Genomic DNA, 13,455 nt, shown 5'->3' on the forward strand with positions numbered 1-13,455 from the left:
CTCTCATGTGGTTTTGGGATATTCATGATAACTGACCAGGAGCTCACCTTGCTGAGAAGAGCAATTATTGCCGACATTCCGAGACTTAAGATCATCCGGTCGTCCGTTGTCGAAAATGTCCTTGGCGATGCATCCAGAGTACTTGATGCCCATTATGAATGGTTCGTCGTCAATCCCGGCATTTTTTTATGGAAGGAACAAAGTGAAATTGTTGCCTTCTCCGCCGCCGACCCGCGCGATGGGAGCATCTGGGCATTGTTTGTCCTTCCGGAATTTGAAAGCAGGGGTATTGGCTCGGCATTACTCGAGGCTTCCTGCAACGTGCTGAAAGCCGCTGGGCTCTCGCGAGCATGGCTGACGACCGATCCAGGCACGCGGGCGGAGCGCTTCTACAGGAACGCCGGATGGGAGGTCGTTGGCACAAAGAATGACGAGCTGCTCCTTGAGCGCATCTTCTAAGTCGACAGTCTCCCCGGTGCAGAATTTTCGAAACATCACAGTGGCTTGCAAGATTTCAGGAGGTCCATGTATGATATATCAGACCGGAATGGATTCGTCCGCATGCAGGAATCGCTAAGCCATCTCGCCTATCTTGCACTTGAGCACGCCATTGTAACGCTGGCTCTCGTGCCTGCAGCGTTGGTGACGGAAAAGCAGCTTATCGATCTTGCTGGTCACGGCCGTACGCCGGTGCGCGAAGCGATCCAGAAACTCGCCTGGCAAGGGCTGATCGTGGTGAAGCCGCGCGTCGGCCTGCAGATTGCCGAAATCAACGCCGAAGACCATGCCAATGTGATGCAGGTTCGCCGCAAGCTGGAGCCGGTGGCAGCAGCGCTTGTTGCCGATGCCGCCAATGAGGAGCAGAGATTGAGCCTCATCGCCTGTGCTCGCGCGATGGAGGAATGCGCCATCTGCGGCGACTTGGCGGGCTTCTTTGCCGCTGACAAGGCGTTTGACGAAATCCTTGAAGATGCCTGTCCCAACCGCTTCATCACGGCGGCGCTGGGGCCGGTCCAGACGCATTCCCGCCGCCTGTGGTATTCGACCGCCAACCCCGAACGAATGGATCGCTCCATCTTTCTCCATGTCGCGGTGATCAAGGCCATTCAACAGGGTGAAGTTGAGCAGGCGCGCAAGACCATGGCCGATCTCATCGATTATCTGAGCCAGAAATAGAAACGGCCCCGTTTCCGGAGCCGCTGCCTGGAATATGTACTGCAGCCTCAGCCGACGAACGCCCGCTCGATCACGAATTCTGCAGGCTTGCTGTTGGCGCCCTCTTCGAGCCCAGCCTTCTCCAAAAGCTCCTTCGTGTCCTTCAGCATGGCGGAGGAACCGCAGATCATGCCGCGGTCGAGAGCCGGATCGATCGGCGGGATTCCGAGATCGGTGAAGAGTTTGCCGGAGGAAATCAGGTCGGTAATGCGGCCGCGATACTCGAAATCCTCGCGGGTGACGGTTGCATAGTGACGGAGCTTGTCACCGACCACTTCCTGGAGGAGCTCGTCGTTCCGGATCTCTTCGACGAGATCAAAGCCGTACTTCAGCTCGGAAATCTCACGTGTCGTGTGGGTAAGGATGACCTCATCGAACTTCTCGTAGGTTTCCGGATCGCGGATGAGACTCGCGAACGGCGCAATGCCTGTGCCGGTGGAGAACATATAGAGGCGCTTGCCGGGGGTGAGCGCATCGAGAACCAGCGTGCCTGTCGGCTTCTTGCGCATCAGCACCTGATCGCCGGGCTTAATGAGCTGCAGATGCGAAGTCAGCGGGCCATCCGGGACCTTGATGGAGAAGAATTCCAGCTCTTCGGCCCAGGCGGGGCTTGCAATCGAATAGGCTCGGAAGATCGGCTTGCCATCGACCATGAGGCCGATCATCGCGAACTCGCCCGAGCGGAAGCGGAAGCCATCCGGCCGGGTCATCGTGAAGCGGAAGAGCCGATCGGTATAATGCGTCACGCTCAGCACCGTCTCGGCATAGACACCGGCGGGAATGGCAGAGGCGAATTCTTCGGTCTTTGCAGGAGCGTTCATTTCGATATCGGGCTCGTCGTTCGCAAGATGATCATCACATGCGAGGCAGATATTACAAAACCCCGCTAAATTAAAGGCAATCCATTCCATCGCATGGCTGAGGAGCGAAATATGCATGTCATGGTCAGGATTCGCTGGCTATGGCGAACTGTCGCTTTTGCGCTGGCTAAGCTGTTCAAAGGATGCATATTAGGCGAAAAGTCGCCCGCCTCGGCGTGGCGCGCGACAGGTGGTACGGGGGAACATGAAAATCTTCAACTATAAGCGCGTTCCTTACGCGGAAATGCGTGCATTCTCCGTTCATATTCTGACGGCTTCTGGTTCCTTTCTCGCATTCCTCGGTGTGGTCGCCGCTGCCGAACTCCGTTTTGTCGACATGTTCTGGTGGCTGGGCCTTGCGCTTCTGGTCGACGGCATCGACGGGCCGATCGCCCGCAAGGTGCGTGTCAAGGAAGTGCTGCCGAATTGGTCGGGGGACACGCTCGACAACATCATCGATTACGTGACCTATGTGCTGCTGCCGGCATTCGCGCTCTATCAGAGCGGCATGATTGGCGAACCCTGGTCCTTCGTTGCCGCCGGCATGATTGTCGTGTCCAGCGCCATCTACTATGCCGACATGGGCATGAAAACGGAGGAGTATTTCTTTTCGGGCTTCCCCGTTGTCTGGAATATGGTGATTTTCACGCTCTTCGTCATGCATGCGGGCGAGATGACGGCCTTTATCGTCGTCACCGTCTCTGTGATCCTGACCTTCCTACCGATCAACTTCCTGCATCCCGTGCGGGTCCAGCGCCTGCGCTCGCTGAATCTAGGCATCTTCCTGCTCTGGTCGGCGCTTGGCGCCTACTCGCTGCTGATGCGCTTCGACATGCCACAATGGGCGGTCGCTCTCTTCATTGTGAGCGGCATCTATCTTTACGTCATCGGCGCGGTGCTCCAGTTCTTCCCGGCACTCGGACGCAAGTGAGGTAGAGAGCGATGGCAAAGACGAAGGCGGTTTCTTTTTCCAGAAACGGTGGACCTGAGGTTTTCGAATATGTCGATATCGATCTGCCGCCGCCGTCAGCAGGCCAGGTGCAGATTCGCCACGAGGCGGTCGGCCTGAATTTCATCGATGTCTATTTCCGCGACGGCACCTACAAGGCGCCGTATCTGCCCTTCGTGGCCGGCAAGGAAGCCGCTGGCGTTGTCACGATCATCGGTCCCGGTGTGACCGATTTTGCCGTTGGCGACCGCGTCGCCTATGCGGGCTCTGATGGCGCCTATAGTACTGAGCGCAACATCGACACGAAACATCTGGTGAAGGTGCCAGAGGGCATTAGTCTGGAAACCGCAGCCGCCATGATGTTGAAAGGCATGACTGCAGAATATCTTTTGAACCGCACCTTCAAGGTCGGTCCCGAAACCGTGTTGCTCTTCCATGCCGCGGCAGGCGGCGTCGGCCTCATCGCCGGCCAGTGGGCAAAGGCGCTTGGCGCAACCGTCATCGGCACGGCAGGCTCTGCCGATAAGGTTCAGCTTGCACTTGAGCACGGCTATGATCATGTCATCAATTACCGAACCGAGAATTTCGCAGAGCGCGTTCGGGAGATCACGGGCGGCAAGGGCGTCGACGTGGTCTATGACTCGATCGGCCGCGACACCTTTCCGCAATCGCTGGATTGCCTGAAACCGCGCGGGCTCTTCGCCTCGTTCGGCCAATCCTCCGGCGCGATTGAGAATTTCACCATGGGCCATCTCGCCCAAAGGGGCTCGCTCTACGCGACGCGCCCGACGCTCTTTACGTATATCGCGTCACCTCAGGAGCTTACCGATTGTGCAAACAATCTATTTGATGTTGTGCGCAGCAACAAAGTGCGTATCAATATAAATCAAACCTATCCGCTGAGTGAGGTTGGGCGGGCCCACTCAGATCTGGAAACAAGAAAAACAACCGGAACGACGCTGCTGATTCCATGAGATCCAAAGGGACCGGTCGGCAGAAGAAATGAGGGGAACGTGTCGCCATTGAATGTGCCGGCTTCCGGTGCGTTATTATCGGTTCAGAAGCTCACGAAATTCTTCGGCAGCTTTGCCGCCTGCAATGAAATCGATCTCGATATAGCACCGGGCGAAATCCATGCGCTTCTCGGCGAAAATGGCGCGGGCAAATCCACACTGGTCAAGATGCTTTTCGGCGTTCTGGAGCCGACAGACGGGCAGATCCTCTGGAAGGGCAAGCCGGTCATGATCACATCCCCCGGTGAGGCCCGCAAGCTTGGCATCGGCATGGTCTTCCAGCATTTTTCGCTGTTTGAAGCGCTTACTGTTGCTGAAAACATCGCGCTTTCTCTCGACGACAGCATTCCAATCGGCAGGATCGCAGAGGAGGCGAGGGCGTTGTCTGAGGCCTATGGCCTTCCGCTCGATCCGCACGCCCATGTTGCCGATCTCTCCGTCGGCGAGCGCCAGCGCATTGAGATCGTCCGCGCGCTCTTGCAGAACCCCAAGCTCATCATCCTGGACGAACCGACCTCGGTGCTGACGCCGCAGGAGGCCGACAGGCTTTTCGACACGCTTTTCAAGCTGCGTGCGGAGGGCCGCTCCGTTCTCTATATCAGCCATCGACTGGAAGAGGTGCAGCGCATCTGTGACCGCGCCACCGTGCTTCGCCATGGCCGCGTGACCGGCGCCTGTGATCCGAAACAGGAAACGCCGGCCTCTCTCGCGCGCATGATGGTCGGCAGCGAAGTGGCAGCTGTTACCCATCCGGAGCGCAGCGACAAGGGCGAAGTACAGCTTGCCGTCTCGAACCTCTCGGTTGCCGCCCGCACACCCTTTGCCATGCCGTTGCGTGATATTTCCATGGCCGTGCACTCCGGCGAAATCCTCGCCATTGCCGGCGTTGCGGGCAATGGCCAGAGCGAGCTTTTTGATGCGCTGTCAGGCGAATATCCGATCTCTTCGGCCGAAGCGATCGTTATCCGCAAGAAGCCTGTCGGCACGCAGGGCATCACCGCCCGCCGTCTGCTCGGCGCCGGCTTCGTACCGGAGGAGCGGCATGGCCACGCCGCTGTTTCCGCGATGAAATTGTCCGACAATCTCGTCCTCGCCCGCAGCCAGTCTGATCGAAAGGCTTTTCTGGGCGTCCTCGGTATCATCAGGCATGGCGCCGTAAAATCCGCAGCGCGCCGCATTTCCGAGGCCATGGACGTTCGCAAGAGCGGCGATGATCCAGCCGCAGGTTCGCTTTCTGGCGGCAATCTGCAGAAATTCATCGTCGGCCGCGAGCTGGACCGACAGCCGGCGGTTCTGGTCGTCAACCAGCCGACCTGGGGTGTGGACGCGGGTGCCGCAAGCCGTATCCGCCAGGCGCTCGTCGATCTCGCAAAGACCGGTTCAGCCGTCGTCGTTATCAGCCAGGATCTTGATGAGATCTTCGAGGTGGCGACCGATATCGCCGTCATTTCTGAAGGGCGGCTGTCCAAACCCTATCCGGCCGGTGAACTGACGCGCGAAAAGATCGGCCTGCTGATGGGCGGCCTGCATGAAGGCAAGCAAGCCGGGGAGCCCGCTCTTGCGCATTGAACTGGAAAAGCGCTCGCAGGTTTCGAAGCTCTTTGCTTTCGTCTCGCCGCTCCTAGCCCTCGTTCTGACGCTGGTCGCCGGCGCGATCGTGTTCGCTACGCTTGGCAAGGATCCGGTCGAGGCACTGGACGCCTTCTTTCTAGAGCCGCTTCTGGAAGTCTGGTCCCTGCATGAACTCGCAGTCAAAGCCGCGCCGCTGATCCTCATCGCTGTCGGTCTCGCCGTCTGTTATCGCTCCAACAACTGGAATATCGGCGCCGAAGGCCAGTTCACCATTGGTGCGATCACCGGTTCCTATATCCCGATTGTCTTCTACGACTGGCACTCGCCGCTGGTTCTGCCGCTGATGCTGATCCTTGGTGCGGTTGGCGGCGCACTGTTTGCTGCTATTCCCGCATTGCTCAAAGCCCATTTCAACACCAACGAAATCCTGACGTCGCTGATGCTGGTCTATATTGCACAGCTCTTTCTCGACTGGCTGATCCGCGGCGCATGGCGCGATCCCAAGGGCTTCAATTTTCCCGTCTCGCGCGACTTTGCACCGGAAGCGATCGTGCCAGCAATATGGGAAGAGTCCGGTCGCGCCCATTGGGCCTTCATTTTCGCGATCGTCGCGGCTGTCCTCGTCTGGTTCATGATGCGCTTCACTCTGAAGGGATTCGAAGTCGCCGTGCTCGGCCAGTCGGAACGGGCAGGGCGTTTCGCTGGCTTTTCCTCGAAGAAGATGATCTGGTTCAGCTTTCTCTTTTCCGGCGCGCTCGCAGGCCTTGCCGGGATATGCGAGGTCTCGGGCTCGATCGGCCACCTGCAGCCGGCAATTTCGCCTGGCTACGGCTTCACTGCCATCATCGTCGCCTTCCTCGGTCGCCTCAATCCGCTCGGCATCATCGCTTCGGGTCTGGTATTGGCATTGACTTATCTGGGCGGTGAGGCTGCGCAGCTTTCGATCGGTGTTTCGGACAAGGTTACCCGCGTCTTCCAGGGGCTGATCCTGTTCTTCGTGCTCTCCTGTGACACGCTGATCTATTACAAAATCCGTATCGTCTGGTCGCGGGTAAGGGGCGGCGCGGCATGAGCATCTTCGAAGCCATTCTTCTGACCGTCATTACCGCCTCCACGCCGCTCGTCATCGCGGCGCTTGGTGAACTCGTGACGGAGCGCTCCGGCGTCCTCAATCTCGGTGTCGAGGGTATGATGATCATGGGCGCTGTCGCTGCCTTCGCCGGCGCGCAGATGTCGGGATCGCCCTATGCCGGAATCATCTGCGGCATCGTTGCGGGCGCGCTTTTCTCGCTGCTCTTTGCCTTTTTGACTCTGACGCTGGTCGCAAACCAGGTGGCGACAGGCCTTGCGCTGACCCTCCTTGGCCTTGGCCTCTCCGGCCAGATCGGCGAACCCTATGTCAGCGTACCCGGCATTCAATTGAAGGAGATCGCCATCCCGCTCCTTTCGGAGATACCGGTTATCGGCCCGGTTCTCTTCAAGCAGGATCTGATCTTCTATCTGTCGATCGCCTTGCTCGTCGGCGTCAGCTGGTTTCTGTTCAGAAGCCGCCCCGGTCTGAAGCTGAGAGCAATCGGTGACAGTCATGGTTCTGCCCACGCGCTCGGCATTCACGTGATTCGCACGCGCTATCTCGCCGTCATGTTCGGCGGTGCCTGCGCGGGTCTTGCCGGTGCGCAGCTCTCGCTCGTCTATACGCCACAGTGGGTTGAGAACATGTCGGCCGGCCGCGGCTGGATCACGCTGGCGCTGGTGGTTTTCGCCTCCTGGCGCCCGTGGCGAGTGTTTGCCGGCGGTTATCTGTTTGGAGCAGTTACGATCCTGCAGCTTCATGCGCAGGCTTTCGGTCTCGGCGTCCCCGCGCAATTCCTCTCGATGCTGCCCTATGCTGCGACTATTGTGGTTCTGATCATCATTTCTCATAATCGGCGAACGACGTTGATCAATACGCCCGCGTCGCTTGGAAAAGCCTTCGTACCGGAGCGATAGAACAAGAATACAGATAGGTTTTCGGAAAATCTTCAAACCAACAGGGGTCATCATGAAGAAGTTCGCACTTACACTTGCCGCATCGGCCGCAGCCGTGATCGGCCTATCCTCAGCTGCCGCGGCAGCGGACAAGACGAAGGTCTGCTTCGTCTATGTCGGCGCGCACAACGACGGCGGTTATTCGCAGGCGCACGATGTCGGTCGCCAGCAGGTCCAGGCAGAATTCGGCGACAAGATCGAAACGCCTTATCTCGAAAACGTGCCGGAAGGCCCGGATGCCGAACGCGCCATCGAGCGCCTTGCGCGCTCCGGCTGTAAGCTGATTTTCACGACGTCCTTTGGCTTCATGGACGCGACGGTCAAGGTTGCCGCCAAGTTCCCCAAGGTCAAGTTCGAGCACGGCACCGGCTACAAGGCCGGCCCGAATCTGGCGACCTACAACTCGCGCTTCTATGAAGGTCGCTACATCCTCGGCCAGATCGCCGCCAAGACATCGAAGAATCACGGCGCCGCCTATATCGCTTCCTTCCCGATCCCGGAAGTTGTGATGGGTATCAACTCCTTCGAGCAGGGCGCCAAGTCGATCGATCCGAGCTTCAAGCTCAAGGTCATCTGGGTCAACACCTGGTTCGATCCGGGCAAGGAAGCTGATGCCGCCAAGGCCATGATCGACCAGGGCGTCGATGTGCTGACACAGCACACCGACACGACGGCGCCGATGCAGGTTGCCGAAGAACGCGGCATCCACGCATTCGGGCAAGCGTCCGACATGATTGCGGCTGGCCCGAAGGCGCAGCTGACGGCGATCGTCGATACCTGGGGCAATTATTACTCCAAGCGCGTCCACGCGCTGCTCGATGGCACCTGGAAGTCCGAGCAGAGCTGGGACGGCCTGAAGGACGGCATTCTCAAGATGGCGCCCTATACGAACATGCCCGACGATGTGAAGAAGATGGCCGAGGAAACCGAAGCCAAGATCAAGTCCGGCGAACTGCATCCATTCACCGGTCCGATCAACAAGCAGGACGGCACGCCCTGGCTGAAAGCCGGCGAAAAGGCTGATGACGGCACGCTGCTCGGCATGAACTTCTACGTCGAAGGCGTGGATGATAAGCTGCCGGCACAGTAAGCAGAGTTTGTAACTCGCAGTTGCGAAAAGGCGCTCTAAAAAGAGCGCCTTTTTTGCTGCAGTGCATACCAAAATGCTCATTTACAAAAGTATTACTATATGATTTTTTGACCCTGCGCCGCGAGACGCGGCATTGGGAGAGGAAATCATGAAATTGAAGACTGCACTTTTGAGTGCCACGATTCTGGCTGCCTGCATGTTCGGTTCGGCTTCGGCCGCCGGCTTGACTGTCGGCTTCTCGCAGATCGGCTCCGAATCGGGCTGGCGCGCGGCTGAAACGACAGTGACCAAGGAACAGGCCAAGAAGCGCGGCATCGATCTGAAGTTTGCCGATGCGCAGCAGAAGCAGGAAAATCAGATCAAGGCTCTGCGCTCCTTCATTGCTCAGGGCGTCGATGCCATTCTCATTGCTCCAGTTGTCGAGACGGGCTGGGACGACGTTCTGAAGGAAGCCAAGGAAGCCAAGATCCCGGTCATCCTTCTCGACCGGACCATCAAGGCGCCTGACGATCTCTACCTAACAGCGGTTACCTCCGACTTGGTCCACGAAGGCAAGGTCGCGGGCGACTTCCTGGTCAAGACCGTCGGCGACAAGAAGTGCAATGTCGTAGAGCTGCAGGGTACGACGGGTTCGTCGCCGGCCATCGCTCGCAAGAAGGGCTTCGAAGAGGCTCTTGCTGGCCACGACAACCTGAAGATCGTTCGCAGCCAGACCGGTGACTTCACCCGCACCAAGGGCAAGGAAGTCATGGAAAGCTTCCTGAAGGCGGAGAATGGCGGCAAGGATATCTGCGCTCTCTATGCCCATAACGACGACATGGCCGTCGGGGCCATCCAGGCGATCAAGGAAGCCGGCCTGAAGCCGGGCAAAGATATCCTCGTCGTCTCCATCGACGCCGTGCCCGATATCTTCAAGGCCATGTCCGAAGGCGAGTCGAACGCTACGGTCGAGCTGACGCCGAACATGGCGGGTCCGGCTTTCGATGCGCTCGAAGCTTACCTCAAGGACAAGAAGGCTCCGCCGAAGTGGATCCAGACCGAGTCCAAGCTGTACACGCCTGCTGACGACCCCAAGAAGGTCTACGAGGAAAAGAAGGGTCAGGGCTACTGATATGAACCTGGAACCACACCGGCCCATCATGGGCCGGTGTGGAACTACCGGTGCCGGCCGGGCTTCATGCCCGGTTTTGGCACGGGCGCAAGGCGCAATATCAGGAAGCAGCAGCCCTCATGGTTCACAATTTCGAGAATATTCTCGCAGCGTCCGGCATATCGAAGTTCTTTCCTGGTGCCGTTGCCCTGGACAAGGTCGATTTCACGCTGCGCCGCGGTGAGGTGCATGCGCTTCTTGGCGAGAACGGCGCCGGCAAGTCGACGCTCATCAAATGCATTACCGGCGCCTATCGCCGCGATGCCGGAAGCCTAATGCTCGAGGGTGTCGAGATCGATCCGGCCGATACACTGGCCGCCCAGAAACTGGGGATCGGAACTGTTTATCAGGAGGTCAACCTCCTCTCCAATCTCAGCGTTGCAGAAAACCTCTTCCTCGGCCGCCAGCCGAAGCGGTTCGGCATGATCGATGCCCGGACTATGAACAGGCAGGCAAGTGAGCTTCTGGCCGGCTACGGCCTGGACATCGACGTGACCGCGCAGCTTGACCGCTTCTCAGTCGCCGTCCAACAGATCGTGGCGATCGCCCGTGCCGTCGATCTCTCCGGCAAGGTTCTCATTCTCGACGAACCAACGGCAAGCCTCGATACTCACGAAGTCGAGATGCTCTTCGGGGTTGTAAGAGACTTGAAGAAGCGTGGCCTAGGTATTGTCTTTATTACACATTTCCTCGAGCAGGTTTACGCGATCAGCGACCGTATCACTGTGCTGCGAAATGGCCGGCTCGTCGGCACGAATGATGCGGCTGAACTTCCGCGCCAGAATCTCATTGCCATGATGCTCGGACGCGAACTTGCACAAACGGAGCATGCCGCCAGAGAGCACACCATTGCCGCCGGCGAGGTCAAATATTCTTTCGAAGGATTCGGAAAGCGCGGAAAGGTGAAGCCATTCGATCTCGTTGTCCGCGTCGGCGAAGTCGTCGGGATCGCAGGGCTTCTTGGATCGGGACGTACAGAGACCGCCGAACTCATGTTCGGCATCGAAAGTGCCGATAGCGGTGTCGCCAAGATCGATGGAAAGCCGGTGACGCTTTCCAGTCCACGCATGGCGATCGGCAAGGGCTTCGGCTTCTGCCCGGAGGACCGCAAGACGGATGGCATTATCGGCGACCTGTCGATCCGTGAGAATATCGCACTTGCTCTGCAGGCCCGTCGTGGCTGGGCGCGACCGCTTTCGCGCGCCGAGCAGAATGCGATCGCTGACGAATATATCAGGGCGCTCGATATCCGCACGACCGACCGCGAAAAGCCAATCAGGCTTCTGTCGGGCGGCAATCAGCAGAAAGCGATCCTTGCCCGCTGGCTCGCTACGAATCCGGATTTCCTGATCCTGGATGAACCGACCCGCGGCATCGACGTCGGCGCCCACGCCGAGATCATCAAGCTCATCGAGCAGTTGTGCGCCAGGGGCATGTCCCTGATCGTGATTTCCTCCGAACTTGAGGAGCTCGTTGCCTACAGCTCGCGCGTCATCGTCCTGCGCGATCGCGAGCACATCGCTGAATTGACCGGTGAGCGCATTACCGCCGCCGGCATTGTCGACGCCATCGCTGCGGCCGACAAACGAACGGAGGATGCATGACTGCCTCGCTGAGGGCGCTGGGCTTTCGTCTTGCGCCGCAATTGATTGCGCTTTTGGTTGTTCTTCTTATGAATTTCAGCCTTTTCCCGCAGTTTCTTGATGTAATTGTTCAAAATGGCCGTCTCTATGGGAGCATCATCGATGTGCTCAATCGCGGCGCGCCCGTGGCGTTGCTGGCCATCGGTATGACGCTGGTGATCGCCACGAAAGGCATCGACCTTTCGGTCGGCGCGGTCATAGCGATCTGCGGCGCAGTCGCAGCCTCCTCGATCGTCGAAGGCAACTCGCTTGCTTATACACTGGCACTTACTCTGGTCATCGGTTTGCTCTGCGGCGTCTGGAACGGCTTCCTCGTTGCCGTCCTCAATATCCAGCCGATCATCGCGACCCTCGTTTTGATGGTCGCCGGCCGCGGCATCGCCCAGCTCATCACCGAAGGTGCCATCATGACCTTCAACGATGATGGACTGATCTTTCTTGGCAGCGGTTCCTTCGCCTTCCTACCCATGCCCGTCGTCATCTGGCTGATCGTCGGCCTGCTGGTCGTCCTGCTGGTCCGCCGCACCGCGCTCGGCATGTTGATCGAAGCCGTCGGTATCAACAGGCGCGCGAGCACACTCTCCGGTGTGCAGACGCCGGTACTGCTGATGGCTGTCTATATGCTGAGCGGCCTCTGTGCTTCGATTGCGGGTCTCATCGTTGCAGCAGACATCAAAGGCGCGGATGCCAACAACGCCGGCCTTTGGCTGGAGCTCGATGCTATCCTCGCCGTTGTCGTCGGCGGCAACTCGCTGCTCGGCGGGCGTTTCAGCATAGTTGGCTCGCTGATAGGCGCGATGATCATTCAGGCGGTCAATACAGGTATTCTCCTGTCCGGCTTTCCGCCGGAGTTCAATCTTATCATCAAGGCGATCATCATCATCGTCATTCTGGTCATCCAGTCGCCGGCCATGCAATCGCTGACCAGCTTCCTAACCCGCCGGACGGACGCAGGAGCGCGCAAATGAATTCCAAATACCTGCCGCTCCTTGCAACGATCGTCATCTTCATACTCGCCTACGCGGTCTGCACGCTGCAATATCCGAACATCCTGTCGACCCGCGTCATCGGCAACCTGCTGACGGATAATGCCTTTCTCGGCATAGCGGCCGTCGGCATGACCTTCGTCATCATCTCCGGCGGCATTGATCTTTCGATCGGCTCCGTCATCGCTTTCACCGGCGTTTTTCTCGCCGTGATCTTGCAGAAGACCAGCATTCATCCGCTTGCCGCTTTCGCGATCGTCCTCGTCATCACCACGGCTTTCGGCGCTGTCATGGGCATGATCATCCATTTCCTGCAGATGCCGCCCTTCATCGTGACCCTCGCCGGCATGTTCCTTGCCCGCGGTATGGCCTATGTCCTGTCGATCGACAGCATTCCGATTGATCACGAATATTATTCGACGCTAACGAGCCTCTACTATCGTCTGCCGGGCGGTGGCCGCCTGACGCTGATCGGCGCCATCATGCTGATCGTGTTCGCAGTGGGCATATTCATCGCCCATCGCACCCGCTTCGGCACCAATGTCTATGCGCTCGGCGGTGGCGTGCAGACGGCGCAGCTGATGGGTGTTCCGGTGGGGCGCACGACGATCCAGATCTACGCCCTATCCGGTTTCCTGGCGGGCCTATCCGGAATCGTTTTTTCCCTATACACCTCTGCAGGATATTCTCTTGCGGCGGTGGGCGTCGAACTCGATGCCATTGCGGCAGTCGTCATCGGAGGGACGCTGCTGACGGGAGGGGCGGGATTTGTGGCGGGGACCTTTGTCGGTCTGCTGATCCAGGGGCTCATTCAGACTTACATCACCTTCGACGGTACGCTGTCGAGCTGGTGGACGAAAATCCTGATTGGCCTGCTGCTTTTTGCATTCATGGTAATGCAAAAAGCCATCCTTTTCCTTTCGAGTCTCAACAGGAGATACGGCTAGGA

The 13,455-nt window shown here is 58.5% G+C and carries 13 protein-coding genes; 12 read left to right on the plus strand and 1 reads right to left on the minus strand.

What is annotated here, in order from left to right; all coding sequences use genetic code 11:
• The first annotated feature begins 48 nt into the window (after nt 1-48).
• On the plus strand, nt 49-459 hold the full coding sequence (locus FHX15_RS19030) for a GNAT family N-acetyltransferase (protein WP_184399831.1): 411 nt from the start codon (nt 49-51) through the stop codon (nt 457-459).
• A gap of 102 nt (nt 460-561) precedes the next feature.
• A complete protein-coding gene (locus tag FHX15_RS19035; protein ID WP_184399833.1) occupies nt 562-1,176 on the plus strand; it encodes a GntR family transcriptional regulator in 615 nt (204 codons plus the stop codon).
• A gap of 47 nt (nt 1,177-1,223) precedes the next feature.
• Here FHX15_RS19035 and FHX15_RS19040 read toward each other — a convergent pair whose 3' ends face one another.
• Nucleotides 1,224-2,036, minus strand: coding sequence for a ferredoxin--NADP reductase (locus tag FHX15_RS19040; RefSeq protein WP_184399836.1), 813 nt, complete (start codon nt 2,034-2,036; stop codon nt 1,224-1,226).
• Nucleotides 2,037-2,280: 244 nt separating this feature from the next.
• Here FHX15_RS19040 and pcsA point away from each other — a divergent pair, with 244 nt between their 5' ends.
• From pcsA to yjfF, 10 genes are all read left to right on the plus strand, one after another.
• The gene (gene pcsA / locus FHX15_RS19045; protein ID WP_184399838.1) at nt 2,281-3,006 is read left to right on the plus strand and encodes a phosphatidylcholine synthase; all 726 of its coding nucleotides are present in this window, start codon (nt 2,281-2,283) and stop codon (nt 3,004-3,006) included.
• Between the two features lie 11 nt (nt 3,007-3,017).
• Entirely contained in the window at nt 3,018-3,998 is a 981-nt protein-coding gene (locus FHX15_RS19050) for a quinone oxidoreductase family protein (protein ID WP_184399840.1), read from the plus strand.
• Between the two features lie 39 nt (nt 3,999-4,037).
• A complete protein-coding gene (locus tag FHX15_RS19055) occupies nt 4,038-5,606 on the plus strand; it encodes an ABC transporter ATP-binding protein (RefSeq protein ID WP_184399842.1) in 1,569 nt (522 codons plus the stop codon).
• A complete protein-coding gene (locus FHX15_RS19060) occupies nt 5,596-6,681 on the plus strand; it encodes an ABC transporter permease (protein ID WP_184399844.1) in 1,086 nt (361 codons plus the stop codon). The genes FHX15_RS19055 and FHX15_RS19060 overlap by 11 nt, the downstream gene beginning before the upstream one ends.
• Complete coding sequence (locus FHX15_RS19065) at nt 6,678-7,598, plus strand: ABC transporter permease (RefSeq protein ID WP_184399846.1); 921 nt, start codon at nt 6,678-6,680, stop codon at nt 7,596-7,598. The genes FHX15_RS19060 and FHX15_RS19065 overlap by 4 nt, the downstream gene beginning before the upstream one ends.
• Nucleotides 7,599-7,650: 52 nt before the next feature.
• Nucleotides 7,651-8,727 carry a BMP family ABC transporter substrate-binding protein gene (locus FHX15_RS19070; protein WP_184399849.1) on the plus strand — a complete coding sequence of 359 codons (1,077 nt, stop codon included), beginning with the start codon at nt 7,651-7,653 and terminating at the stop codon, nt 8,725-8,727.
• Between the two features lie 148 nt (nt 8,728-8,875).
• Nucleotides 8,876-9,838, plus strand: coding sequence for a galactofuranose ABC transporter, galactofuranose-binding protein YtfQ (gene ytfQ / locus FHX15_RS19075; protein WP_184399850.1), 963 nt, complete (start codon nt 8,876-8,878; stop codon nt 9,836-9,838).
• 119 nt (nt 9,839-9,957) lie between these two features.
• Nucleotides 9,958-11,481, plus strand: coding sequence for a galactofuranose ABC transporter, ATP-binding protein YtfR (ytfR, locus tag FHX15_RS19080; RefSeq protein WP_184399930.1), 1,524 nt, complete (start codon nt 9,958-9,960; stop codon nt 11,479-11,481).
• Nucleotides 11,478-12,488 carry an ABC transporter permease gene (locus tag FHX15_RS19085; protein WP_184399852.1) on the plus strand — a complete coding sequence of 337 codons (1,011 nt, stop codon included), beginning with the start codon at nt 11,478-11,480 and terminating at the stop codon, nt 12,486-12,488. The genes ytfR and FHX15_RS19085 overlap by 4 nt, the downstream gene beginning before the upstream one ends.
• A complete protein-coding gene (gene yjfF / locus FHX15_RS19090; RefSeq protein ID WP_184399854.1) occupies nt 12,485-13,453 on the plus strand; it encodes a galactofuranose ABC transporter, permease protein YjfF in 969 nt (322 codons plus the stop codon). Before FHX15_RS19085 ends, yjfF begins: the two co-directional genes overlap by 4 nt.
• The last annotated feature ends 2 nt before the right edge of the window (nt 13,454-13,455 follow it).

The sequence above is a fragment of the Rhizobium sp. BK650 genome, assembly GCF_014195325.1.
Classification (GTDB): domain Bacteria; phylum Pseudomonadota; class Alphaproteobacteria; order Rhizobiales; family Rhizobiaceae; genus Rhizobium.